General features: G+C 43.5%; 23 protein-coding genes. 7 read left to right on the top strand and 16 right to left on the bottom strand.

All coding sequences use genetic code 11. The features are described 5' to 3' along the window. Window positions 1–18: 18 nt before the first annotated feature. From Q9312_RS01805 to Q9312_RS01735, 15 genes are all read right to left on the bottom strand, one after another. The gene (locus Q9312_RS01805; RefSeq protein ID WP_309202814.1) at window positions 19–489 is read right to left on the bottom strand and encodes a chemotaxis protein CheW; all 471 of its coding nucleotides are present in this window, start codon (window positions 487–489) and stop codon (window positions 19–21) included. Next, window positions 486–1,046 carry a chemotaxis protein CheW gene (locus tag Q9312_RS01800; RefSeq protein ID WP_309202813.1) on the bottom strand — a complete coding sequence of 187 codons (561 nt, stop codon included), beginning with the start codon at window positions 1,044–1,046 and terminating at the stop codon, window positions 486–488. The genes Q9312_RS01805 and Q9312_RS01800 overlap by 4 nt, the downstream gene beginning before the upstream one ends. Next, window positions 1,043–3,250 carry a chemotaxis protein CheA gene (locus Q9312_RS01795; RefSeq protein ID WP_309202812.1) on the bottom strand — a complete coding sequence of 736 codons (2,208 nt, stop codon included), beginning with the start codon at window positions 3,248–3,250 and terminating at the stop codon, window positions 1,043–1,045. Before Q9312_RS01795 ends, Q9312_RS01800 begins: the two co-directional genes overlap by 4 nt. 69 nt (window positions 3,251–3,319) lie before the next feature. After that, a complete protein-coding gene (locus Q9312_RS01790; protein WP_309202811.1) occupies window positions 3,320–3,682 on the bottom strand; it encodes a response regulator in 363 nt (120 codons plus the stop codon). Beyond that, complete coding sequence (locus Q9312_RS01785) at window positions 3,679–3,981, bottom strand: STAS domain-containing protein (RefSeq protein WP_309202810.1); 303 nt, start codon at window positions 3,979–3,981, stop codon at window positions 3,679–3,681. Before Q9312_RS01785 ends, Q9312_RS01790 begins: the two co-directional genes overlap by 4 nt. Window positions 3,982–4,141: 160 nt before the next feature. Next, complete coding sequence (gene fliJ, locus Q9312_RS01780) at window positions 4,142–4,585, bottom strand: flagellar export protein FliJ (protein ID WP_309202809.1); 444 nt, start codon at window positions 4,583–4,585, stop codon at window positions 4,142–4,144. Further along, on the bottom strand, window positions 4,582–5,964 hold the full coding sequence (gene fliI, locus Q9312_RS01775; protein ID WP_435408353.1) for a flagellar protein export ATPase FliI: 1,383 nt from the start codon (window positions 5,962–5,964) through the stop codon (window positions 4,582–4,584). Before fliI ends, fliJ begins: the two co-directional genes overlap by 4 nt. A 7-nt stretch (window positions 5,965–5,971) precedes the next feature. Continuing rightward, window positions 5,972–6,751, bottom strand: a complete 780-nt coding sequence (locus Q9312_RS01770; RefSeq protein WP_309202808.1) for a flagellar assembly protein FliH — start codon at window positions 6,749–6,751, stop codon at window positions 5,972–5,974. Window positions 6,752–6,945: 194 nt separating this feature from the next. After that, complete coding sequence (gene fliG / locus Q9312_RS01765; RefSeq protein WP_309202807.1) at window positions 6,946–7,986, bottom strand: flagellar motor switch protein FliG; 1,041 nt, start codon at window positions 7,984–7,986, stop codon at window positions 6,946–6,948. After that, complete coding sequence (gene fliF, locus Q9312_RS01760; protein ID WP_309202806.1) at window positions 7,979–9,616, bottom strand: flagellar basal-body MS-ring/collar protein FliF; 1,638 nt, start codon at window positions 9,614–9,616, stop codon at window positions 7,979–7,981. Before fliF ends, fliG begins: the two co-directional genes overlap by 8 nt. Before the next feature lie 17 nt (window positions 9,617–9,633). After that, window positions 9,634–9,951, bottom strand: coding sequence for a flagellar hook-basal body complex protein FliE (gene fliE, locus Q9312_RS01755; RefSeq protein WP_309202804.1), 318 nt, complete (start codon window positions 9,949–9,951; stop codon window positions 9,634–9,636). Between the two features lie 12 nt (window positions 9,952–9,963). Then, complete coding sequence (locus Q9312_RS01750; protein ID WP_309202803.1) at window positions 9,964–11,301, bottom strand: sigma-54-dependent transcriptional regulator; 1,338 nt, start codon at window positions 11,299–11,301, stop codon at window positions 9,964–9,966. Further along, complete coding sequence (locus tag Q9312_RS01745; RefSeq protein WP_309202802.1) at window positions 11,298–12,545, bottom strand: sensor histidine kinase; 1,248 nt, start codon at window positions 12,543–12,545, stop codon at window positions 11,298–11,300. Before Q9312_RS01745 ends, Q9312_RS01750 begins: the two co-directional genes overlap by 4 nt. Window positions 12,546–12,961: 416 nt before the next feature. Then, complete coding sequence (locus Q9312_RS01740) at window positions 12,962–14,428, bottom strand: sigma-54 dependent transcriptional regulator (protein ID WP_309202801.1); 1,467 nt, start codon at window positions 14,426–14,428, stop codon at window positions 12,962–12,964. 171 nt (window positions 14,429–14,599) lie between these two features. Then, window positions 14,600–16,336, bottom strand: a complete 1,737-nt coding sequence (locus Q9312_RS01735; RefSeq protein WP_309202800.1) for a sulfotransferase — start codon at window positions 16,334–16,336, stop codon at window positions 14,600–14,602. Between the two features lie 770 nt (window positions 16,337–17,106). Between Q9312_RS01735 and Q9312_RS01730 the strand changes: the two genes are divergently transcribed. The 7 genes from Q9312_RS01730 (at window position 17,107) to Q9312_RS01700 (ending at window position 24,328) form a co-directional block, all read left to right on the top strand. Further along, window positions 17,107–18,768 carry a flagellin N-terminal helical domain-containing protein gene (locus tag Q9312_RS01730; RefSeq protein WP_309202799.1) on the top strand — a complete coding sequence of 554 codons (1,662 nt, stop codon included), beginning with the start codon at window positions 17,107–17,109 and terminating at the stop codon, window positions 18,766–18,768. A 273-nt stretch (window positions 18,769–19,041) separates the two neighbouring features. Continuing rightward, on the top strand, window positions 19,042–20,703 hold the full coding sequence (locus Q9312_RS01725; RefSeq protein WP_309202798.1) for a flagellin N-terminal helical domain-containing protein: 1,662 nt from the start codon (window positions 19,042–19,044) through the stop codon (window positions 20,701–20,703). Between the two features lie 128 nt (window positions 20,704–20,831). After that, the gene (locus Q9312_RS01720) at window positions 20,832–21,284 is read left to right on the top strand and encodes a flagellar protein FlaG (RefSeq protein WP_309202797.1); all 453 of its coding nucleotides are present in this window, start codon (window positions 20,832–20,834) and stop codon (window positions 21,282–21,284) included. A gap of 391 nt (window positions 21,285–21,675) precedes the next feature. Further along, the gene (fliD, locus tag Q9312_RS01715) at window positions 21,676–23,061 is read left to right on the top strand and encodes a flagellar filament capping protein FliD (RefSeq protein ID WP_309202796.1); all 1,386 of its coding nucleotides are present in this window, start codon (window positions 21,676–21,678) and stop codon (window positions 23,059–23,061) included. Between the two features lie 22 nt (window positions 23,062–23,083). After that, window positions 23,084–23,476, top strand: coding sequence for a flagellar export chaperone FliS (gene fliS, locus Q9312_RS01710; protein ID WP_309202795.1), 393 nt, complete (start codon window positions 23,084–23,086; stop codon window positions 23,474–23,476). Further along, window positions 23,473–23,793 carry a hypothetical protein gene (locus Q9312_RS01705; RefSeq protein ID WP_309202794.1) on the top strand — a complete coding sequence of 107 codons (321 nt, stop codon included), beginning with the start codon at window positions 23,473–23,475 and terminating at the stop codon, window positions 23,791–23,793. Before fliS ends, Q9312_RS01705 begins: the two co-directional genes overlap by 4 nt. Then, window positions 23,777–24,328, top strand: a complete 552-nt coding sequence (locus tag Q9312_RS01700) for a GNAT family N-acetyltransferase (RefSeq protein ID WP_309202793.1) — start codon at window positions 23,777–23,779, stop codon at window positions 24,326–24,328. Before Q9312_RS01705 ends, Q9312_RS01700 begins: the two co-directional genes overlap by 17 nt. Window positions 24,329–24,410: 82 nt before the next feature. Here Q9312_RS01700 and flgL read toward each other — a convergent pair whose 3' ends face one another. After that, window positions 24,411–25,604 (bottom strand): flagellar hook-associated protein FlgL, encoded by a 1,194-nt coding sequence (gene flgL, locus Q9312_RS01695; protein WP_309202792.1) that lies wholly within the window; start codon window positions 25,602–25,604, stop codon window positions 24,411–24,413. Between the last annotated feature and the right edge of the window lie 5 nt (window positions 25,605–25,609).

Here is a 25,609-nt window from a genome sequence, read left to right as displayed (position 1 = left end):
ATTGTTTCAGCTCACCGCTTACTGGACGGCCACAGCTGCTTCAACTTCTTTAAAGTTAAAAACCTTATCTAGATCAATAATGGTGATCATGGCATCACTGATGGTAGTAATACCTTTGACAAACCGAATATCTATCTCTTGCATTATCTCAGTACATTCTTGAATTTGATTATCTGGCACGTCATAGACTTCATTAACCGCATCAACAATAATACCTACCTTTCTATACCGACCATTAAATTTAATGTGCACAATAATCACAACGGTGGTTGCCGTGTAGTCCCTTTTTTCTAAACCAAACCTGAGCCGCAAATCGACGATGGGAATGACAGAACCTCTAAGATTAATTACACCGACGATGTACTTGGGAACATTGGGTAACGATTTGGTTTTTTCGTATCCTCGTATCTCTTGAATTCTTAGAATACTTACTGCGTACTCATTAGAGTCTAAGTCAAAGGATAAATATTGGTGCATCTGGCCAGTCATTCAGAAAACTCCGTAGAGAACTGTTTACTGTAATGCTTTTTGATATCAGCTAAATCTAAGAGCGACATAACAGAAAGAATGACATAAACTTTATCTTTATTATTGTATAAACCTTCAATATTCTCATCATTCAGCTTATGCCCACTTTTTGGAGCTTCTTTGATCTCTTCGGGCTTTATATTCAATACGTCATTAACAGCATCAACGACGATTCCCATCACTCTCGACTTTTTCTCTTCTTGAATATTAAGAATCATAATAACGGTGGTTTTATTGTAGTCTTTATGTTTCATGCCATAGCGATCACGTATATCAAGAATTGGAACAATATCGCCTCGAATATTAATAATCCCTTTAACATATTTCGGCGAATTGGGAAGCGCAGTAGGCTCAGTCCAACCTCGAATTTCTTTTACCGAAAGAATATCAACGCAATAGGTTTCACCTTGTAAATCAAAGCCAAGATATTCGGCGCCTAAATTCTCATGCACCTGGTCTTCGTTATATTCAATTTCAATCGGAAGGGAATCGTTTTCTATCTCGAGGAGTTCACTCATGCTGCGATCCCCTTAGACGAGCTTTTTTGTTTATTTAATCGATTGAGCATTCCTAGAATATCCAATATCAATGCAACTTTTCCATCACCGAGTATGGTCGCGCCAGAAATACCTTCTATCGAAATAAAGTTTGTTTCTAAACTCTTTATCACCACTTGTTGCTGGGCGAGCAGCTCATCGACCATAAATCCGACTTTCTTACCACCAACCTCGACCACAACTAACACGGTATCGTTGTAGTCAGTAAAGTCTGGTTTCACCTCAAATGTTTCGTACAGTCTTAAAATTGGCACATGATCGTCACGTAACTTATACACGTCAAAACTTCCTGTAATACTGACAACCTCATGAGTTTTGATTTGCAGTGATTCAACAATTGACGTGAGAGGCACCACATAAATTTGATTACCAACACGAATCAGCTGGCCATCTAGAATGGCAAGAGTCAATGGCAAGCGAATGGTAAACGTACTTCCAAATCCGGGCTCCGAGCGAACTTCAACACTGCCACCCAGTGATTGAATATTCTTTTTCACGACGTCCATGCCGACACCACGTCCAGACACATCTGAAATACTTTCGGCTGTAGAGAAACCTGGCTCAAACACTAACTGATAGACATCTTCGTCAGACAACTCTTGTTGTTCAGACACCAAACCGCGTTCTATGGCTTTATTTAAAACTCGCTCTCGGTTAATGCCAGCACCATCATCGATGATTTCGATAACGATATTGCCACCTTGATGGAAAGCATTTAACTGTACTTTTCCAGTTTCGCTTTTTCCGGCTGCGGCTCGTTTATCAGGGGTTTCGATACCATGGTCCAATGAGTTTCGAACCAAATGAACCAAAGGATCTCCGATTTGCTCCATTACCGTTTTATCTAATTCAGTATTTTCACCAAAAATCTCCAACTCTACTTTCTTATTTAAACGGCTGGAGAGATCTCGAATCATTCTCGGAAAGCGGTTAAATACAAAGCTAATGGGCAGCATTCGAATTTGCATAACACTCTCTTGCAACTCTCGAGTATTCTGCTCCAACTGAATCAAGCCTTCCTTTAAACGTTCGAGCTTAGTAATATTAAAGTCTTCACCCATTTGCCCAAGCATCGACTGAGTAATGACTAATTCGCCAACCAGATTAATTAAACTGTCGACTTTATCGATACTTACCCGTATCGAACTTCCACCGGTAGCCACAGGCGCTGACTTGTTCGCCTGATTCGGATCTTTTACTTCACTTTTATCCCTAACCTGTAAATCAGTGTTCGAATTAGATTGCGGTTTGTTCGGAGATGCAGATGTCGATTGCGCAGACGCCTTAGCATTTTTGTCCGCAATCTTATCCTGTTTTGAACCGGGCGCATTAGCGCGTTCTGGTTCAGAAAGTGTTTGCTCGGGAAGCGGTTCTCCAGAGAGTCGAGCATTCACTTGATCTTCCGTTAATGCTTCGAGCTTAAGCTCACACTCATCGTCGACCCACTCAAATACTTCACGAATAGCAGATTCGTCGACCTCTGCGAACAGACCGATCATCCATTGGCTATAACACAAGGTCTCATCCATTTCAGCGAGTGTTGGCAGTTCCAAGATTTGCGACACCACCTTTATTTCACCAAGAAGATTTAACTCTCGAAACATTCGAATGGGTTCATTACCCGTTTGTAAAATCTGTGGCTCGGGAATAAAGGTGATTAACCATGCTGAGTCTTCTGAATGCTGAGCAGAAGCATCAGACTCTAGTCCAGCGGTACTGGGTGCCTCCTTTGACGTTAAATCGGACGCTTGTTGGTTGACACTTTCATGGTCACCATCGTTATCAATGGCTTTTTTCAAAGCCGCTTCCAATTCAGCATAATCAGCATGTTCAACGGGCTGATCATCTTGTAGTTTGCTCAACATGTTTCGCAAGCAATCAACCGACTGCAATAACAAATCAACCATTGGCGTCGTAACGGCTCTCTCGCCGTTACGCATCTCATCAAGAAGGGTTTCTAGAATATGAGTAAATTCAGCAACTGAGGTAAAATGAAAAGTCGCACTGCCGCCTTTAATAGAATGCGCTGCTCGAAATATCGTATTGATAACTTCTGGGTCTGAACTCTCAGGGGTTAAGCCGAGTAAATTCTGTTCCATTACCTCCAAGCCATCGAAGCTTTCTTCGAAGAAAACTTGGTGAAACTGACTTAAATCAATACTCATATTTCCGCTTTCATCCTTTAGGCTAATTATGGAATAACCTATTGCAGCGCTTCATCGAGATTTGGTTGTCTATCCTAAAACTTTTTGTACCGTCGCAACTAACTGGTCAGGATTAAATGGCTTAACAATCCATCCGGTTGCACCCGCTTGCTTTCCTTCAGATTTTTTGTCTCCCGCAGATTCAGTGGTCAACATCAAAATTGGAGTGAACCTGTAAGCTGGGAGCTGCCGAAGATTTTTGACCAAAGTGATTCCATCCATAACGGGCATGTTCACGTCCGAAATAACCACGTCGTATTGCTTACCCTGAGCTAATTTAAGAGCTTGTTGCCCGTCTGCAGCATCATCGACATCGTAACCAGCGCTCTTGAGTGTAAATGACACCATTTGTCGCATAGAACTAGAGTCATCCACAGCAAGGATTTTGGTCATAGAGCTTCTCCCCCATCAACAGAAATGTTTAATTGTTGTTGCATACCTAAAAGTTTAGTTGAGTTTAAGAAAACATCATTGGGCTTTTGCCATTGAATCTCACTGCCTTGACTCATCGCTTCTTGGACAAAAGCAATCAACAGCTGCAAACCTGCCGTATCGACCTTCTCAACCTTGCTCGCATTTAATGTGTATGTCTTAACTTGCTTCTCTAATGTTTTTTCCAGACGAGCTTTTAATTTACTTGCCGACTGAATATTAAGGTCACTTCCACAAGCGAATGAAGCTTTGTCTGACATAGCCGCTCACAAAAAGTAATTACAGATAGTTAGGTTATAGCAGATATTAGAAAGTTTGCTAAAAATAGAGCGGATTTTTCTTCTGACTTGGCGTATCAATGAACATAAAGATAATTGTTTTATTTCAACCACTTAAAATAAAGTAGTTGAAATGCGGAAACTAGTGCGTGGTGTGAGTTTGGCTATTAAAATCATCTTCTAGCACCCGTGCTTGCTTACGTTCTGATTGTAGGCGCTCTTTTTGCTTTAATTTATCTTGGTATTTATTCACCGCTTGAGTTCGCTGGTTCTGCGACTGCCACTGCTTTCTGCTTTGAGATACTTGAGTTTGCAACTGTAAAATTTGTTGCTGCTGAGCGGCAATTGCCTTATCGAGCTGACTTAGAAAACTTTTATAGTGTTGCAATTGAATACCTGACATTCCTTTCGCCGCCCGATATTGAAATTCCGCTAAATAATCCGTTCGATACTGAACCAATTCATGCAATTTGTGTTGCGCTGACTGGTAATCGGTTTGCGTTTTATTCAGTTGGTCGGCCGCTCGCTGCTCTCGTTGTTGAGCAACTTTCTTAACCGGTTCGATTCGCTGTGATACTGGCTTCATTGTGTCCTCATGGCTTGTCTAGGTGGCTCTTCAACTTGATTCAAAAGATCTTGCAGTCCTTCTAAACTCTCACTCATTGAACGACTTTCACTCACATTTTGTTGTAAGAACGCCCTAATTTGCGGCATCAAGGCGATGGCTTCATCAATTTCTCTGTCACTTCCTCTTTCGTAAGCACCAATGTTAATTAAGTCACGGTTACGCATAAACGTTGCGTAAATACGCTTAAGAGCACGCACATTAAACAGATGCTCATCTTCACTAATTTGCGTAATCGCTCGACTGACCGATTGCTCTATATCAATCGCTGGGTAATGCCCTTCGTCGGCTAAATCTCTCGATAATACGACGTGACCATCTAATATCGCTCTCGCTGCATCGGCAATGGGATCTTGTTGATCATCCCCTTCAGCAAGTACCGTATAAAAGGCCGTGATAGAGCCACCACCCTTTTCAGCATTTCCAGCTCTTTCAACTAACTGTGGGAGCTTAGCAAACACAGACGGTGGATAACCTTTAGTGGCGGGAGGTTCGCCAATCGCCAAGGCTATCTCTCGTTGTGCCTGACAAAAACGCGTTAAGGAGTCCATTAACAATAGCACATTCTTGCCTTTATCCCGGAAATACTCAGCGATACTGGTAGCCACCATAGCCCCTTGCAGTCGCATCAATGGTGAATTATCGGCAGGCACCGCTACTACGACGGCGCGTTTGCGACCCTCTTCACCCAAAATATGCTCAATAAATTCTTGGACCTCTCTACCCCGTTCACCAATTAAACCCACCACAATAACGTCAGCTGAGGTAAAGCGTGTCATCATTCCTAACAACACCGACTTACCGACACCACTCCCAGCAAATAACCCCATCCGTTGACCTCGGCCAACCGTGAGTAAGGCATTAATGGCCGCGACGCCCACATCAAGCGGCGCGTCTATCGGATGACGTCGCAGTGGATTAATTGGCTTACCTTGTAAGGGGTAAGCATCTTTAGTGTTCAGGGGTTTCCCAAAATCCAACGGATTTCCGTAGCCGTCGAGCACACGCCCAAGTAACTCTTCTCCTACTGCAACGCTTGCGGTTTTTCCCGTTGGGATAACCGCAGCACCCGGACCAAGCCCTTGAATGTCGCCAGTCGGCATTAAATAGATTTTATCGTCAGAAAAGCCAACGACTTCCGCCGGTTCTTGCGTACCTTGATGCGTCGTAACCAAGCAACGCTCGCCTATGTTCACCTGGCACCCTACAGCCTCAAGCGTTAAACCAACCATTCGAGTTAAGCGGCCTTCCACTTGCAGCTCTGGTGCATTAACGAATTTGTCTTCGCACATTTTTAATTGCTTCAACAAATCAAACTGATAGCGACTGGATTCTGACATAATTAAATTAGGGCTCCTGTCGCTGATTTGAAGGAGCTGACTCAGAGGCCTCTTCCGAGTTTCGAGTTTCGCTGCGTCTTACATCACCAAAAATATGATTGAATAGTTCGGCGATCCGTTTTTCTAACGTTGCATCAATTCTCGAGGTATCCGTGGTAATTAAACAGCCGCCCCGGGCGATCGAAGGATCATCGGCAATGATCCAGCTACTTTCTTGCTGTTTACCGACAGAAAAAGTTTCGCGGACCAAATTGGCGTCTTCAGGATGCAATTGAATCATGACTTGACGGCGATAACTAGGAAGTAATTTTATGCTATCACGAATCACCGCAATGATTTGTTGCGGATCTTGTTGCAGTTCACGTCGGATGATATGACGAGTAGCCATCATCGCCAACTCAGCGAACTCTTCGGTCAATTGTTCTTCTTGTTGTTTAAATGGATGTTCTAGCTCTTGCATCAAGGCTTCAAACTGCTTTGCCATTTTAGCTAATTCTTGTTTAGCTTGCTGTCGACCTGCGTCTAATCCTTGCTGCATGCCTTCTTCATAAGCAGCCTCTCGAATCGCAGCAATTTCTTGTGCCGTTGGTAATTTTGGCGCTTCTGCTTCTTCTTTTGCTTTTCTACCTCTTTGTCGCTGATCAAATGATGGTAATTCCCAGCGCTCCGACGACTCGGCATCAGAGGCATCGATAACTCCGAGCTCGTGCTGATCAGAATCACCTTGTCCAACCGTCATCGGATCCCTAGTGTCAAGCTCATTGTTCTCTTGCTTCAACTTATTCAAGATGTAACGCTCTTAATTGTTTCATTCATCTTCTCTTAAATCAGATTTTCTCTGATCGAACTTAATCAGCTCAAACTCTCTTGTACAATTTTCTTTCTATTCACTCTGGTTTAGACCATGTCTTGCATTAGATGATGCCTTTAATTCGATCATGATTTTTATTAGATCATGATTCTAATTAGATCATATTCTAATTAGATCATATCCTCGCCAACTCCACCGAGAACAATTTCACCAGCGTCAGCCATTCGTCTAGCGACGGAAAGAATTTCTTTCTGAGCATTTTCAACTTCACTTACTTTCACAGGCCCCATTGCATCAAGATCATCTTTCATTAATTCAGCAGCCCGTTTCGACATATTATTGAACACTTTTTCCTTAATCGCTTCGTCAGCACCTTTTAAGGCTAAGACCAATGTATCGGTTGAAATCTCTCGAAGCAGTGATTGAATTCCACGATCATCAACATCCACCAGATTATCAAAGACAAACATCATGTCTTGAATTTGCTGACCTAGATCTTCATCGACTTCTTTAATATTTTCAATTAATAAGCTTTCTATGCCGGTATCCAAAAAGTTCATGATATCCGCAACTTTTTTCACACCGCCAATCTGAGCAGCCTTAGATGAGGTACTCCCAGAAAACTGTTTTTCCATGATGGTGTTTAATTCCTGGAGTGCCGTCGGCTGTACCGACTCTAAGGCGGAAATACGTAGGGCCAGATCGAGACGAACTTTCTCTGGAAACAGTCCCATAATCTCGGCACTTTGGTCAGGATCCAAATAGGATAAAACAATGGATTGAATCTGAGGGTGTTCGTATCGAATGATGTCTGCAACCGCACGAGGATCCATCCACTTCAATGTATCGAGACCTTTGGTATTGGCTCCCAGTAAAATGCGATCAATCAATGCATCGGCTTTGTCATCTCCGAGTGCTGACTTCAAAGTATTCTTAATATAGTCTTCCGTTCCAATTCCAATACCGGTTTGATCTTCAACTTTCTCTAGAAATTCATCCAACACACCTTCAACCGACTCTTTCTCAACATTTTTCAAAGAGGCCATCGCAAGGCCAATTTTTTGCACCTCTTTTGGCCCCATATGTTTCAGAACCTGAGCGGCATTTTCTTCGCCAAGAGAAAGTAATAGAACGGCAGCCTTTTCAGTACCACTGTAACTCGGCTTTTCCTTTTTCTTTTCTTCCGGTTTAGCTTGAGCTTCTTCACTCATCTTCTTCTACCCAGTTTCTCACTAATTGTGCCACCATGGTTGGATCATTGCCCGCAATCGCTTTGGCTCGTTCACCTTTCGGAGAGCCAGCTAAACTCGGGCCTGGTAATTCTAATGTCGAGTCATGTTCAAGACTCAGCTTATCATCGCCCATTCCTAATGATAGATCATCTTCGTCGGGCGTTGCGATAGGAACATGAGGCTGTGTGGTTAACTTATTCATTAATGGCTTAAGTAAACCAAATATTAAAAGCAAACCTAATAACAGGGCCGTTACCGGTTTCCAAAGAGCTTCGAAAATCGGCTGTTCATAAAAAGCCAATGGAGCAGGATCCGGAATTCTCTCTGGTCGGACAAAACGAAAGCTTTCAATTTCGACTCGATCGCCACGATTCGCGTTGAAGCCAATCGCTCCACGAATTAAGCGATTGATATCATCAACCTGTTCCTGCGCTCGAGGAATTAACTGATTGTTGTCTTGTGCATCAGGAACATAATCCAATCCAACAGAGACACTCACTTGTTTGACTTGCCCTACTTGCTGACGAATATGACTTATCGTTGTATCTAGATCGTAGTTTCTTTCGGCTTCTAATCGTTTGTTACCGTTGCTTTGATTCTCCGCCAACTGAGCGTTTTGTTGTTGCAGTTGCTCTGGAATATTAGCCGCTGCGGGTGGTTGATTACTCAATGCCCCAGGAACACCGGAGGCACTCGCTGAATTCGACGAATCTTCTAAGGTTCGCTCACTACGAATAGCGGGTTGTTCTGGATTATAAATTTGTTGGGTTTGTTCTTTTTTAGTGAAGTCCATATCGACATTCACTTGTACAGTGAAATTTCCTTCGCCAACAATGGGTAATAAAATTTCTTCAATTTTAGAACGATAATCCGCCTGTTGTTCGCGAATCAATTTCATTTCACGATTGGTTTCTCGTTCTTGATCGGTTTGACTCCCGGAGTGCAGCAAACGTCCAAACTGATCGGTAACCGTCACTTTAGAGGCTTCGAGGCTTGGTACGCTCCCTGTTACGAGATCGACGATCGCTCGCACTTGCTCGCTATCCATGGTTTGATTGCGATAGAGATTGAGAAGTACCGAAGCGGATGGCTTACGACGATGCTTTAAAAATGCGGTTTCTTTGGGTAACGCAAGGTGCACTTTTGCAGCTCGGACACCGCTAAAGTCACTGATCGTTTTTGCTAATGTCAGCTCTTGTGTTCGCTGCAACCGAGCTTGCTCTAAGCGCTGAGAAACGCCAAAACCTGATTCTTGATCTAACAACTGATCAGATTGCGAGCCAACCATCACACCTTGTCCGGCTAGCTCCATTTTAATTCGCTGAAAGCTGTCTTGCTCAACCAAAATGTTTCCAGTTCCATCAATCTTATACTGAACATTGCTTTGTTCAAGATAAGAAACCACATCAAGTGAGGTTGCAGGATCCATTTGGCCAAGTGGTCTCATATTCGGCTCGCTTCCCCATAAAACCAGAAAAACGCCCAACGCGACACTGGCTGCTAGGCCAATCATTAAACCCAGTTGTTTAAAAACACCTAAGTTATTCATGCCCGGCAAGAAATTAGGCGTAGAGTTTAAATTACTTAGTTCAGATGTTGCTTCAGCCACGACTTATCTCCAACATTTTAAATCGGCATATTCATGATGTCTTGATACGCACTGACCACTCGATTTCGAACTTGTACCGCGGCATCGAAAGCGACACTGGATTTTTGCGATGCGATCATGGCTTTGACCAAACTGACCCCGCCATCACCCGATTCGATTCGGTTAGCCGCTGCCGCAGCTTGTGATTGATAGTCATTGACTGTCTTCAATGCATCAGATAAAGCTGAGGTGAAGGCTTGATTCTGCGTGCCCGCTGTTGGTTGCGTGGTATTTTGAGCCGCTGCGGTTAACTGCCGCATCTGAGCCAATAATTGTTGTGGTGTAATTTGCGTCATTTTTTTACCTCACTAAGCTGGCATTTCATAACCTAACTCGCGCATTTTTGCTAACTTATAGCGCAAGGTTCGGGGGCTGATACCCAGTTCTTCTGCAACTTTTTTCTTTTTACCGTTAAACTGTTTTAGCGCTTCTACAATAATCTGAAACTCATGTTGTCTTACACCAGCGCCGAGCGTTGAAATATCTTCTCCGGAATCAACGTCATCTTTAATTTCTAAATTGCTGCTAATCGACTCAAACATTAAGTGTTCAGACTCAATTTTATGTCCGTTGCATAAAATCAATGCTCGTTGAATTACATTATCAAGTTCACGAACATTTCCAGGCCAAGCGTAACTCATAAGAGCCGATTGCGCGGCAACTGAAATACTGGGTACTGGCATTTTATTTTGTGCGGCATACTTTTTAAGCATGTGCTGTGCAAGCGGTAAAATATCATTAGGTCGTTGCGCTAAACCAAGGCAAGTTAAAGGAAAAACATTCAAGCGAAAATACAAATCTTCGCGAAAACGCTTTTCAGAAACCTCCACTTTTAAATCGCGGTTAGTTGTCGCAATGACACGAACATCTAATTGAATTGTTTTTCGTCCACCCAGTCGCTCTACTTCGCGTTCTTGTAAAACGCGCAATAGCTTAGCTTGTAAAGCGAGGTCCATTTCTGAAATTTCATCAAGAAGAATCGTGCCGCCTTGTGCTTGTTCGAACTTTCCAGGACATGCTTGGTGAGCACCCGTAAACGCTCCTTTTTCATAGCCAAATAACGTAGCCTCTAGCATATTTTCTGGAATCGCAGCACAATTTAAAGCAATGAAAGGCTTATCTTTGCGATTTGAATGATTATGAATATATCGAGCCATGACTTCTTTACCAGCTCCGCTAGGTCCATTAAGCAATACCGTCGAGTCGGTTGCGGCAATTCGTTCGGCTAAGCGATAAAGCTGAATGCTTTTTTCGTCACTAACAATCGCCTGATCATTCGCATCTTGATGACGGTAACGTTCAACAATTTCCATCAGCGCTTGTGGCTTAAATGGTTTTTGAATGAATTCGTTCGCACCATTTTGCATAGCTTCCACCGCCATTTCTATGGTGCCGTAAGCCGTCATAAATATAAACGGTGTTGCGATGTCTTTTTGACGCACAAATGAAAGAAATTCTTTTCCGTTTCGCTCACCAAGATTAACGTCACTGACTACAATATCAGGTGTGACTTCTGACCATTTAACCATGGCCTCATCAATGTCTTTTGCTTGGGTTGTTCGATAGCCCGACATAGCCAAAGAGTCAACAAGTGCTTCACGAAGCATGGCGTCATCTTCTAAGACTAAAACATGGGTACTGCTCATAGTGGTGTTGCCTCCTGCTCCAAGTCTTTCGACTTTGAACATTCAAAGGTTGGAATAACAATAGACACTTGGGTTCCTTGTCCAAGCTTTGATTCAATTTCCACTCGTCCCTGGTGAGCTTTCGCTACCCCATGAACGACAGCAAGTCCTAATCCAGTGCCACCGCTTCGAGTGGTATAAAATGGATCAAATACTTTCTCTAATTTCTCTTCGGTAATCCCTTTGCCCTGATCGGTCACTCGAATGTTTAGGTTTCCTTCAGCCACCTTTATCTCGCAAGTAACATTTGAATTCACTTCATTTGAATAGCTTTGATACGCATTTTCGACAAGGTTACCGATCGCGCTGAATAACGCATCAGAATTAACATTTAGTAAGCACGTTTGAATCGGCTTTACATCAATAGCTAAGGTTGGATACAAAGCCAATAAATGCTGAGTTAACTTTTTCACCAAAATTGTCGACTCAACTTCTGAAAGCTGTAGACCACCACTTTTTGCAAACTGCAACATATCGGTAATATGTCGTTCTAAATGTTGCAAACAATCCGCTAACTTCGAACCAAATTTTTCTCGAGTCGTTGCATCGATGGATGGTTGGGTAAGGTTTTCAGCATAAATTAATGCGGTAGACAGTGGCGTTCGAATTTGATGAGCTAATGAAGCCATCATTCGTCCCATACTAGATAAACGCTTGTCTTGATTGACTTTGTCTTGCAGCTTTCGAGTTTCGGTTAAGTCGGTTAGTACAATCAGTTGACCGGGCTCGTAATCCAAAGCACGAGTTTCAATGTGTACGCGTCGCCCATCTTTCAGCGAAACCTCATAACCATCATCGAACCTCGGACTAAAACTGCGTTTAATGATGTTTAACCAGGTTTCACCCAATAATGGTCGACCGAGCAAGTCAATCGCAACAGCGTTACAGTCTTGTACTCTTCCGGCTCCATCTAAAACCACAACGCCAGCGGGCAAAATGGCCAATAAATTTTGCAAGCGTGAAGCCATACGCTCTTTTTCTTCAAATTGAATTCGTTTGTTCTGAACCTCTTCAGCTAAACGATCGGCCAGCGACTCGACTTGTCCTTCTAAACTCTGGTAAGAGTGAACAAAGTTTTCTGATAACCGATTAAATTGCTCGAACGCATGCTGTAATTGATCAATATTTAAGCCATTAGCTTCTTTATCGAATGCTGATTGCCCTTGAGAGGCTGTTTGAGCAAATGAGTTATTTGAAAACGTCATAGGTCACCTTTTTGACACCTAAATTTGTACATCAACTAGGTTAGCAATAAGTATACCTACTTTTATTTTACCTTTATTATCAGTGAGTTAATGATAGTTTTAAGGAGTAAAACGATGACAAGTCAAAGTTTTGGCGATCTCGCGACCTTCGGAGTTTGGTTTTCTAATTGACTCGTTCAATGGATTGAAAGCGCGGCTGATACCAGCAAATAACAAATACGCTGGGTTTTGCATTAATATGGACAGGCTGGCAGACAAAGCAACTGCGCTTAAGAAGCAAAAGCGCTTAAGAAGCAAAAGCGCTTAGGAAGCAACTACGCTTAGGAAGCAACCACGCTTAAATGGATGGCAATGCTCTTTAAGCATCAAGAGAATTATTGTTGATAGCTTTATAAAATAAAAGATACTTTAAAGGTCTATGAAGGATCTTCGGCATTAACGCGTTGTATGTCGTACTTTTTCATTTTTTCAACTAAGGTTGTACGGCGCATTCCAAGTTGCTGTGCCGCTTGCGCCACCACCCAATCGTTTTGCTCTAACGACTTTCGAATGTAGTCGACTTCGAGCTTGGCCATAAACTCTTTTAGATTTAAACCTTCTTCGGGCAGTTTTGCGATGGTCTCCTTTTGAGCCACCTCCTCTATCTTTGGCGTCGTTTGCTCTTCTTGTTGGATCTGCTTGGCCAATTCGGGCGACTGGTAAGGTGTTAATCCATCTAAGTACTGATACTTCTCCGGCAGTTCATTAACATCAACGACGCCGTACGGAAACAATATGCACATGCGTTCCACTAGGTTGGCTAACTCTCGAACATTGCCGGGCCAATCATGTCGCATTAAGGAAGACAAGGCATTGCCACTAAAGCGAACCGCATCGCGGCCATGTTTCTCGAGACGAGTGGTTAACTCATTGATCAATAAGGGGATATCTTCTGCTCGTTCACGTAAAGCGGGCATTTCGATGGGAAAAACATTTAAACGATAGTACAAATCTTCACGAAAATTCCCTTTCGCCACCTCTTCTTCGAGATTACGATGTGTCGCAGCAACGATTCGTACGTTTGCTTGTATGGTTTTATTTCCACCCACGCGCTCAAAACTTTTCTCTTGCAACACTCGAAGAATTTTAACTTGCATGGCTAAAGGCATGTCTCCAATTTCATCGAGAAATAAAGTACCACCTTGAGCGAGCTCGAATCGCCCCTGCCGCGAAGACAATGCGCCAGTAAAAGCGCCTTTCTCATGGCCAAACAATTCAGACTCCAGTAAATCGCCAGGAATGGCACCGCAATTAACCGGAACAAAGGGTTTTTCCGTTCGGTCGGATAAAAAGTGAATGTTTCGCGCCGCCACCTCTTTACCAGTCCCCGACTCACCAAGGATCAAAACATTGGCATCACTATTGGCAACCTGTGCAATCAAGGTTCGTACCGATTGCACTGTTTCGCTCGCACCGATCATACTGCGAAACAATTCTAATGGCTTAGGCCCCTGCTCTAATACGTGTTGATTGCCTCGGCATTCTTGGCAAGCGTGTAAAACTTCAAGTAACTCATTGTATTTCGGAGGTGTATCTATGCGACCGACCACTTGAAATGCTAAATCATCGGGAATTTGTCCTGAAAAAGCCGCATCGCCGATCATTAATACCGGTATGCGTTTAGATACTTTTTGGATCTCGGCAAGAATGGATTCAAAACTATTGTATTGGTCAGTTTGTCCAATCGCTACGGCTAAGTATTCATCGGATGCTTTCAGTTTTGAAGACCAGTTTTCGGATGTTGCAATTTCAGTTTGCTCACCAATAAAGTCCAGAATCACCTGTATATCGTGAGCACGATTTTGATCATCATCAATTAGCAACACTTTAAGTTCAGCAAACACTGGAGGCCCCAAGAAAGTAAGAAATGCTTATATTATAATAAGATATGATAATAAATAGTCAGGCATTTGTAATCTGTCAATTTTTTGGCCTTTTTTTTTGCGCGTGTTTTAACAATAAAAAAGGGAGCTAAAGCCCCCTTTTCGATCACTAAATGAACAATCGATTACTTTTTAATCGTGTTTTATAACCTGAGGTTTGTTCACACCGTCTATTTGAATATCAAAATTCTTAACATCATCACTACTTTGCACAGCTTTTAACTCTGCAGCGGTGCGTTGATCAAACTCGGCGACCTGTTCTTTTATTTCGTCACCCATATAATCAGCCAACGCTTTTTTCAAGATGATCAAATTATCGCCATTGTCATATTTTCTCCAACGTTCAACCGCCGAGGTATAAATCCCTTTACGGACTTGCTGAACACTGGCCGTTTTGACTCGACGTTTTGATTTATAGAATGATAGATATTCGTCATCCCACTCAAGGCCACAATGAGCGAACATTTTAGGCGCTTCTTCACCAATATTTTCAACGAAGTGTTCATAGGAGACGTTATAAATTTTATCGCCGAACTCTTTGTTGTAGTGCTCCATAATCTTGCGAAACGACTGGTAGTAGCCGCCGAGATCACCCATGTTGTAACAATAAAGATGACCATTAGCGAAATGTTGTCGAAACAATGATAAGCAGGCATCCATCGGATTTTTGTATAAATGAATGATGCGAGCATTCGGAAACAGCGCCAATATGATACCAATGTTCATAAAATTCCCGGGCATTTTATCAACGAAGGTGGTTGCGCCGTCTTTTAAAAACTGTTTTGAATTATCTTTGTAATATCGAATTTGTGATTTGATGAAAGATTTGGACACGTCTAAAAACTGTTCAGGGTAAAATTTCTTTTCATCCAACGAAGCAATTTTCAGGGCAATATCTGAAATATAGGTTAATTCTCCCGCAGGGTTAACTTCGGGGTGTGCGCCTAACAAAGATTCGGTCACGGTTGTACCACTTCGCGGCAAACCAATAACAAAAATCGGTTTGAAGTCGTGATCGGCAATATCCGCAAAACGCTCAACATTTTCTTTGGTAAAAATATCGATAATTCGATCACAAGAGTTCATGTTCTCTTTGCGACTGTAAGAAATACGTTTACGCTTTTGATCATTGGCTCGTTTAAAGGCTTCGAAAGCTTCGTCATAACGATTCAATTTTTCAAGTCCAAAACCCAGTGCAAATTCGTATTTGATCTTGTGATTATCATTAGTCGTTGCTTCAATATCTTTCTTTAACATTTCGATGTCTGACTCATCTGGCTTGATATGAGTCGATTGCATAATTGACGTATGAGCAGTAAAGCGCAACCCAAGCGGCGCATACTCTTCACGATCAGGGAAAAAGATTACCGATTTGTAGTCAGCATAGGCTTTCTCTAACTGACCCATTTCGGTATATAGACGCGCGCGTTTACTTAAAGCCATGGTATTGGTCATATCCAACTCTAAAACTGCGGTGTAAAAAGCTTCCGCTTCTTCCGCCCGATCCATATCGGCCGCCAACTGACCTGCGTTTAAAAGAACTTTTAAGTAAGAGCGAGGATTGATGTACTCAGGGTTGAATGCCAACATGGCCTTTTCATAGTAGCTAAACGCCATTTCTAAATTATGTTCGTGTTGATAAATCAATGCCATCATTTGTAAACAGTCGAAGTTATCGGGCTCAATTTTTAATGCCATACTTAACTTCTTCTTAGCTTTTGAGAGTTCAGCTTCGTTCATCAACGCAGCGGCTTTCTTCATCAGTTTGACAACGCGTTCATGTTGTTTGGCATGATTTTTTTCGACCAATGACAGCGACGGCGCTTTCGATTTACCGCCTGTCGACTGAACTGCATGCTTGCTACCCATAGCGCACTCCCAATGTAATATTCGTTCGTAACTGATGTGGTACTTATTAATTTAGTATATCGGCCATAAAACGTGTGAGTTTAATGCAGGACGAAAAAAGGGGTCTTGCGACCCCTTGTCTGTACGTCCGAGGTTCAGTATTCAATTGTTCTCAGCAATTAAATCGTCTCCTCTTTATTATCTGAGGGTTACCTTTATTCATCGTTCTCAGCAATTCATAAAGTTCGCCTCTTTTTTCTCGAGAAAATGTCGTCAATAGTGAAGTGGAGACCTATCATGGGCTTTAGGTTGTTCACTCAATATCTCAGACACTGTCCTAGTAGCAACGGGTGTGCCAAGTTTTCTTCATATCCGCTATTCAATTATTATTTTCTTATAATTCAATTGGTTAGAAAACACTCTTCCTTATCTTATCTCACTATTTCTTACCAAGATGGTATTTGACTGCACTTTTAGGTCGGCCCTTCATTCGAAAGATTTTGCCGCTCTGCAGACACTTGCTGCAAAAAATTGCCGCTTTTTTCATTTTTTTTCTAAAGTCGAAATTTGCCACGCCGATACCCATGGTGAATCGGACAGGTTCTCAGTTGTCCTTTCGAAAGACGGTTTCTCAGATCGCTTTCACATGACTGGCAAGTAAGCAATAAACAATAACTGATACTGTTTAACGCGCATTGACGGTCAACTCAAAAACTCTCCTGGTAAACAGGATTTAATTAAACTTCGCAACATACATGGGCGGTTGCACTGAAAAGTGTGAGGTGTATGTTATGGGTAATGTGATTGCCACTAATATTCCATCGTTAAATGCGCAGCGAAACCTGTTTGGAACGAACAGCGCATTACAAACGTCCTTTCAACGATTATCGTCAGGCTTTCGCATTAATTCGGCGAAAGACGATGCGGCAGGCTTGCAAATCGCTAATCGACTTACGTCGCAAATTGGTGGTATCAATGCAGCGGTGCGCAACGCTAACGACGGTATTTCTCTATCGCAAACGGCCGAAGGCGCACTAGCCGAAGCCACGACAATCTTACAACGTATTCGTGATCTAGCGGTGCAATCTGCCAATGGTTCGAATGGCGCGTCAGAACGACAAGCCTTGCAACAAGAAGTCAGTCAGCTGCAAGCCGAGCTAAACCGGATTGCTGATACAACGACTTTTGGCGGTAAAAAGATTCTCGACGGAACCTTTGGTAGCCAAGCCTTTCAAGTCGGCTCTAACGCCAATGAAACCGTGTCGGTCAGTATCGGTTCGGCTCGCGGCACTGAATTAGGCTTAAATAAACTAACGGTACAAGCCAATTCAGTCACCACAGGGTCTGCCGCAGCTGCAACTGCCGGTTTAGGTGCTATTACTGTCGGTGGCGCATTCTCAACTGCGACGACCGCCGGTGATGGTTCGCAATTCAAACGAACGGGCGGACTTGGTGTTACCAGCGCTATCACGGCTACCGGTACCAGCGCATTTGCGGTGAATGGAGGCTTAGGTCGTGCAGAAATTACTATCGCCTTTACCAGCAGTACGGCCGATGAGAGCTTAGATGTTGAACTTTCAGCGAAAGATATAGCCGCAGCGATTAATCGTAAGTCATCGGAAAGTGGCGTGTCTGCTGACGCTCGTACGGTTATGCAAATCGGCGGTGCCGATCCAGCCGGTGGTGGCGAAGTTTTACTGGCTCGAGGTACTTACTCTTTTAGACTGTTCAGCGCCAATGGAATTGGTGTCGATGTCGCAGCAACCGTGAACGACCCCTATGACTTGTCGAACTTGGCTAACTCGATTAACCAAACGACAGGGGAAACTGGCGTCATTGCAATAGCCGATGGTCCATCTCTTACTATCATCAATGAAAATGGCGATAACATTGCGTTGGGTAACGTCACCTTTGCCGGACAAACAAGCGGTGTTACCAGTGCTCAATTCGATGTGAAGTTAATGAACTTTAATGCCACTCGTACCATCGCTCAAGCAGCCTCTTTCACGGCCAATGGAACACCGAATACCTTACAGGTATCAGGACAGATCCAATTGAATGGTGGTGCCAGTGGTTTCGCGGTGTCTAACGCTGACCTAGCAGGCCATAATACGACTAACGATGCCTCTTCGTTAGACTCGGTCGTCGCTTTGAGTATCTCAACGGCCGGTGGCGCTCAGTCGGCCATTAAAGTCGTAGATGGGGCTATTATTGCCATCGATTCTTTACGAGCTAGCTTGGGTTCGGTGCAGAACCGACTCGAGTCGACCATCTCTAACTTACAAAACATATCAGAAAACGCAGCCGCCGCTCGCTCGCGCATCAAGGATACCGATTACGCGCAAGAAACGGCTAACCTAGCTAAAAACCAGGTGCTGCAACAAGCGGGATTATCCATCCTTGCGCAAGCCAACTCCTCCAGTCAGGCGGTGTTGAGCCTACTGCAAGGATAGTCCCGTGATCGCCGAAATACGGCCCCTTGAAACTGTACGTTAAGGGATTTAATTGGCTCCGGCACTTCCGGAGCCCTTTTTTAAAACACTAAAACTCATGAAAAATCATAGTGTTATGATTTTTTTGCGTTCCTGTTTAAAGTTGACCTTTTGACCGCCGATATTTGCTTTGAGGCCAATATGTTCTCAGCATTGTTGGTCGGACATTAGTTGTTAACACTTTGTAGATGATCGTTTCTCAGACGATCCGTCAAAGGTAACAGGAGACTTATCATGGGTAGTGTTATTCAGACGAACGTTTCGTCACTAAACGCACAGCGTAGCCTTTACGGCACCAACAGTGCACTGCAAACTTCTTTCCAGCGTTTATCGACTGGTTTACGAATCAACAGTGCAAAAGATGATGCAGCTGGGTTACAGATTTCTAATCGTTTAACGTCACAAATAGGAGGTCTTAACCAGGCCGCTCGTAATGCCAACGATGGTATTTCTTTGGCGCAAACAGCGGAAGGTGCATTACAAGAATCAACCAACATCTTACAACGTATTCGTGACCTGGCGGTTCAGTCAGCGAACGGTACCAACAGCTCTTCAGAGCGCGCAGCACTGCAAAAAGAAGTTAGTCAGTTGCAATCTGAATTACAACGTATCGCAGAAACAACCGCTTACGGTGGCCAAAAGCTATTGAACGGTTCTTTCGGTTCACGTTCGTTACAGGTTGGCTCAAGTGCTAACGAAACCATTTCAGTAAGCGTTGGGTCGGCTAAAGCTTCCGATATCGGTTTGAACGCCCTTACCTTAAACGGTATCGCAACGTCAAACGGTACTGGATCAGCAGGTTCAGCTGCACAGTTGGGTGGTTATGCAACCTTCGCTGATGCGGTAACAACCGGCCTTGACGGTTCACGTTACAAGCGTACCCAGGCGCAAGGTCTTACTGCGGGTATTACTGCAACCGGTACTGCTGCCTTCGCCATTACTGGTGGACTGGGCCGTGCCGAAATCACAGTAACCTTCTCTGCAGCTTCTAGTGATGAAAACTTCATTGACGTTGAGTTAGATGCCGCTGATGTTGCTGCTGCCATTAACCGTAAAGGTGGTGAAAGTGGTGTAACTGCTGATGCGCGAACTATCGTAAAAATCGGTGGTGAAGTTGCCGGTGGTGGTACTAACAATCTTCTTGAAGAAGGTACCTACTCGTTCCGTTTGTACGGTGCGAATAACATCGCTGTGGACGTTTCTGCGGTCGTTAATGATTCCTATGACTTATCGGGTTTTGCAGATGCAATCAATGCGAAAACCGGTGAAACTGGGGTCATTGCTGTCGCTGAAGGTGCTTCATTAACCTTAATCAACGAAGAAGGTAAAAACATCGCCTTGGGTAACATTCAGTTCGCTGGTAATGCCACCTCGGTTACCTCTGCTGACTTCCAAGTTAAAGTGATGAACTTCTACGGCACTAAAACCGTCGCCTTGGGTGGTACGGTAACTGCGGGTACTGCAACGGGTACTGGCTTTATCACCAGCGGTCAAATCCAGTTGAACGGCGGTGCAGGCGGTGTGTCTGTCGCTAACGCGACTCTGGGTGGTCACTACACAGCCAATGATGGTTCGAGTCTAGACAGTGCGGTATCTATCGATATCTCATCTGCCAACGGCGCACAACGTGCGATCGACATCGTTGATGGTGCCCTAGCCAATATCGACAACACGCGAGCTGGCTTAGGTGCGGTGCAGAATCGACTATCCTCTACGATCAACAACTTGCAGAACATTTCTGAGAACGCATCGGCTGCCCGATCACGAATCAGAGATACTGACTACGCTCAAGAGACAGCGGCTTTGGCTAAGTCTCAGGTGCTGCAGCAAGCGGGCTTGTCGATCTTGGCACAGGCTAACGCCTCAGGCCAGTCAGTCTTATCGCTTTTACAGTAGGTCAAGCTAATGCTTAATGGTGAACAACGCATGAAATTAATCGTCCAAACATTAATGGCATGGCGAGCAACCATTAAGCTCAGTGCAGCGATAACATCGCTGCACACGGCTCATAGAAGGTGACGAAAATGGCTATTAATCCATTATCCGGAAACTTTCAGTCGCTTGATGTGGCGAGCGGTCAATCTTTGCCGCCTAAAACATCAACAGCAGCCGATGGCTTGAGTAAAAGTGACGCGGTTCCAGCCCAACCCAGTAACAACGTGGCTAAGCTGAAACCAAGTGACGAGACGAAAGCTGGTGCTCCAGAGAGCCAACGCGACACTAAGGAAACTGCTGCTGAACTGCAACAAAAATTAGACGAACTGACCCAGTCAGCGTCAAATATACAGCGCAGTTTACGCTTTCAAGTCGACGAATTTACAGGAAGCACAGTGATTAAAGTGTTTGATCGTAAAACCGACGAGTTGATAAGGCAGATTCCTTCAGAAGACATGTTGACACTTTCCAAGCGATTGAAAGAGCTGAACGAAAGTGAAAGCGAAACCAGCACTGGCATTTTAATACGCCAGGAAGTGTAATGATTAGGGAGCTTCGGCTCCCTTTTATATTACTGCATGTTCTATTTCGGCATGCATGTTGCTTTCAGAAGTAAGAGTGTTTAATCAAATAGGTTCCATCGACTGTGTTGATTAAACAAGGTTGAAACAATTTTAGTCTGAATGCCGTTAAGCCACTGCTTGTAGCTCAGAAATCACGCGAGAATCATTCGCAGCAACTATACTGTGTATGATTGATGGTTCTAAAAATTTAAACCTTTTTAAACCAACGAGATTGAGTGCAAAGGAATGGCTTTTAATGCTTTTTCAGTCTAGAAATTTTAATGAAATCTTTCACTCGAAGGTTAAAGTCGGTGTTTTATTTTCCGATAACCTTACTAAGTGACCAAAGTAATAACTTAGGTAAAAAAGAATGGGATCAATATCCTTTGGTGGCATAGGTTCTGGCATCGATGTCAACAGCATCATCGATGCGATCGTCGGAGCTGAAGCGACCCCAAAACAAGCTGCTTTTGCTCGGCGTGAATCCGATATTCAATTGACCTTGTCGGGCCTTGGAAACTTACGCTCTGCCTTATCAGAGGTGCGAAGCAATCTATTCGCATTAACCTTGCCAAGTGCCTTCAACAACAAAACGGCGAGCCTGTCGACACAAGACTTTATCAGTGTGAATGGTGGAACTTCAGCGCAACCTGGTAAGTACGATATTGAAGTAGAATCGCTTGCTCAAGGCAGCGAACTGACCTCGCAAATTTTTACTGGCGGAGGCTCAACCACATTTGCCGCAGGCACCCTGACCTTTTCAGCCAATGGCAAAACCTTTGATGTGGTTGTTGAAGCAACTGACACATTAGAAGACATTCAAGCTAAAATTAATGACGATGAATCCAATTTCGGCGTGACTGCGAGCGTTTTAAATAACGTGAGCGACGGTGTCGACACGGGTAGTTTGTTAAAACTGACCTCGAATGAAACAGGCACTGGCAATGACTTAGTTGTCACTAATGACAATGCAGCGCTCGACGCCCTCTCCACTAACTTAAATTTAGATGAAGCAGCTTCGAGTGCTTCGATCAAAGTCGATGGTTACCAATCAGTCGGGGACAGTAACGAATTTAAAGATATTATTGAAGGTGTCACCATCACTGCGGGTGTGGTGAATGACCCCGGTGAAACCACAACCTTAACAATCAAACAAGACACCGAGAGTGTCAAATCAAAAGTCACTGCGTTAGTTGCTGCATTTAACAACTTAATATCAACCATTCAAGGTCTAAGTTCGACTGATGAAAACGCACCAGGCCCACTGGTTGGCGATGCGACAGTCCGGTCCGTTGAATCACAGCTTCGAAATGCATTAACCACACCCGTCTCAGGTGTGAGTTCTGACTTTAATAGCTTAACCTCACTGGGTATTACTACTGCTCGCGACGGCTCATTAAATTTTTCAACAACTCGCTTAGATAAAGCCATCGACGAATCTTACTCATCCTTTGAAGAATTGTTCACCGCTGATGATGGGATTGCCAATCGACTCATTGATATCGTCGACTCTTTTGCCGGTACCACAGGAGTCATTGCACAACGAGAAGAGTCGCTTAATGGTCAAATCGATCGCATTAATGATGAGCGTGAACAACTAGCACTGCGTATTGAAAGTCTAACCATTCGCTTACAAAAACAGTTTGGCGCAATGGATGCTTTAGTCGCGCAATACAATAACACCAGCAGCTTTTTAGCAACACAACTCGCGAACTTACCTGGATTCTCATCCGGCAAAAGTTCGAAAGATGATTAATTAATTATTTAAGGTATTCACTATGGGCGTAACAGGTGCTTTAGCATATAAGAAACTCGGAACAGCGACTGACGTTGAAAATGCCAGTCCTCACCGCTTAATTCAAATGCTTCTTGAAGGTGCTATTGAAAAAGTCAATCGCAGTAAATACTTCATCAAGAAAAGTATGGTTGCTGAAAAAGGTGAACACATCAGTTGGGCCATTTCGATTATTGGTGGATTGCAAGGCAGTCTCGATAAAGAGAAAGGCGGTGAAATCGCCAACACTCTTAATGAGTTATATGACTATTGTACCGCTCAGCTAGCCATCGCAAATATACAGAACTCAACAGAAGAGCTCGATAAAGTGCTCAGTGTGCTTAGTGAAATAAAAGAAGGTTGGGATGGCATCAAAGAGCAAGCCGAAGCACAATGATGGGCGCCTTAAATAATCACTCTGCATTACTTAAAGCATTAAGTATTGGCGACGAGATCGATCAGCATTTGGATGATCAACAGTGGGACTTTGCCGAGTCCCTTTCAGCGGAGAGAGATTCCCTTTTACATACTTTTTTTGAACAGCTTTCTCCCGATTCTGCGACCACTGAAACCACTCGTTTAACCAGTGAAATTAAACAGCAGATTGATCGCCAATTATTACGGTTGGAACAAATGAAGAAATCATCGGTCAAACAAAGACTTGACCTGCGCAGTTCATTTAAAGCTGCACGTGCGTATGCCGATAACCGCTAAACGCTCCCCACAAAGCTCTGTGACACCTTCGAACATTGAACAATCGAGTGGTGAATCTCCATTTGATGTATCCATACAGTTAGCCGATCAAACACACCTGCCCTACTTGGTTAACGCCATTCTATCTTTGCAACGGCACGAAAGTTCCGAGATAGATGATCTTGATCCCAATATCGAAAAAAATTTAACCACTTGGGTACAGCAGCTCTTAACCAATCAAAATGCATTGACGCTTGTCGGTGTTGATCACAAGCAACAACCCTTGGGCTGTTTACTGGGAGAAATTCAACTGAGTGGCGAAGGCATCGTCGCAAACCCACTCATTGGAAAAGTCATGATATTGTGGGTTGAGCCAGAATGGCGTAAACATCAACTCGGAAAACAGCTTTTGTCATTTTTTGAACAAAGTTGTTTAGACGCTGGCGTCAAGAATATAGAATGCCAGCATACCTATGACAACGCATTGGCCGATGGTTTTTGGCAGGCTCAAGGCTACCAACCTATCTCAATTTCTCGACGTAAAATGCTCGAATAACTCAATTTTTCTGAAAATAACTAATCGTCGAAAGAATCTGGCTAAACGAGAAACTAGGTTATAAAAGCCCTAAAACGATCGATTAAAGAAAGCGGAAAATACTGAGGTTTTGAACCCGAACAAAAGACGACTGCGCCGCCTCTAATACCGTTGTTTGTCGAGACAACTCACTCGCAGCTTCGACCATATCCAAATCTTGTAGTTTCGACAAGGTTTGCTTTTGAGTCAGAATTAATCCTTGATTGGTTGATCGTTCTTCATCGATTGAGTTGAGCCGTGTACCTATCTTGCTACGGATATTGTCAACCATTGTCATATTGTTTTCAAACGAGTCGTCCATCGCAATCATTGTGTTACGAAACTGAGCGCGACCTGGTTCAGAACTATCGTAGTTTTCAATTGCATTGATCACATTGTCGAGGGTATCGAAAATACTTTGACGTTGCGAAGGATTAACGGTAAAAACATCACCGTTAAGCGGAGTGCCATTGATCTCAACCGCAACGCCAGCGAAATTGATTCGAGAACCTTCTGTGTAGGTCCCACTTTGTATAACCGTCGCGGTGGTTAAATTCACAATGTCGTATGTTGTATCCGATGTGAACTGAATTTCGAAATCATCGACTATTGAAGCATTTCCGGTATTGATGGGTTCAATAACGCCGGTACCCGTATTCGCAGCGTTTGAGCCAGTTATAATCTTACCATTACCGTTAAAGCTATTTATAAATACATCAAAACCAGAATCGGAGATTGGTACCGTTAAGCCACTGCTAACACGTAAATTTCTTTGCCCTTGATCGCCATTATAGATAATGTTGCCAGCGGCATCTTCAGTAAATGGTTTAGTTTGTGTTTGAAATCCTGAGAATAAATATTCGCCAGACGAATTCCTCGAGTTTGCTAACCCTACTAACTCATCTCGACGCTGCTGCAGCTCTAACTTTATCGCGTTGAGCTCTTCTGCTTGGTAAGCACCATCACCAAGGCTAACAAACAGCTCTTTAATTCTAAAATTGATCGTAGTCACACTGCTTAAAATTGACTCTTCCAATTCATTACTTGATTGAGCTAAATCAGCATTTCGATTATATTGCTCTGTTAACGCAATATCGGTATCTAGGTTCAAAACACTGGTCGCGGCAACAGGATCGTCCGCTGGAGTTAAAAACTTTTTTTGCGTGGCAAGACGTAGTTGCAAGTCACGTAGATCCGCTTGCCGGTTTAAAATTTCTCTAAGGCCCGACATACTTAACTGATTGGTCGAAATTCGCATCGCGT

The sequence above is a fragment of the Pleionea litopenaei genome, from assembly GCF_031198435.1.
Taxonomy (GTDB): domain Bacteria; phylum Pseudomonadota; class Gammaproteobacteria; order Enterobacterales; family Kangiellaceae; genus Pleionea; species Pleionea litopenaei.
Note: the sequence above shows the minus strand (reverse complement) of the source record. Positions and strands in the feature narration are given on the sequence as shown.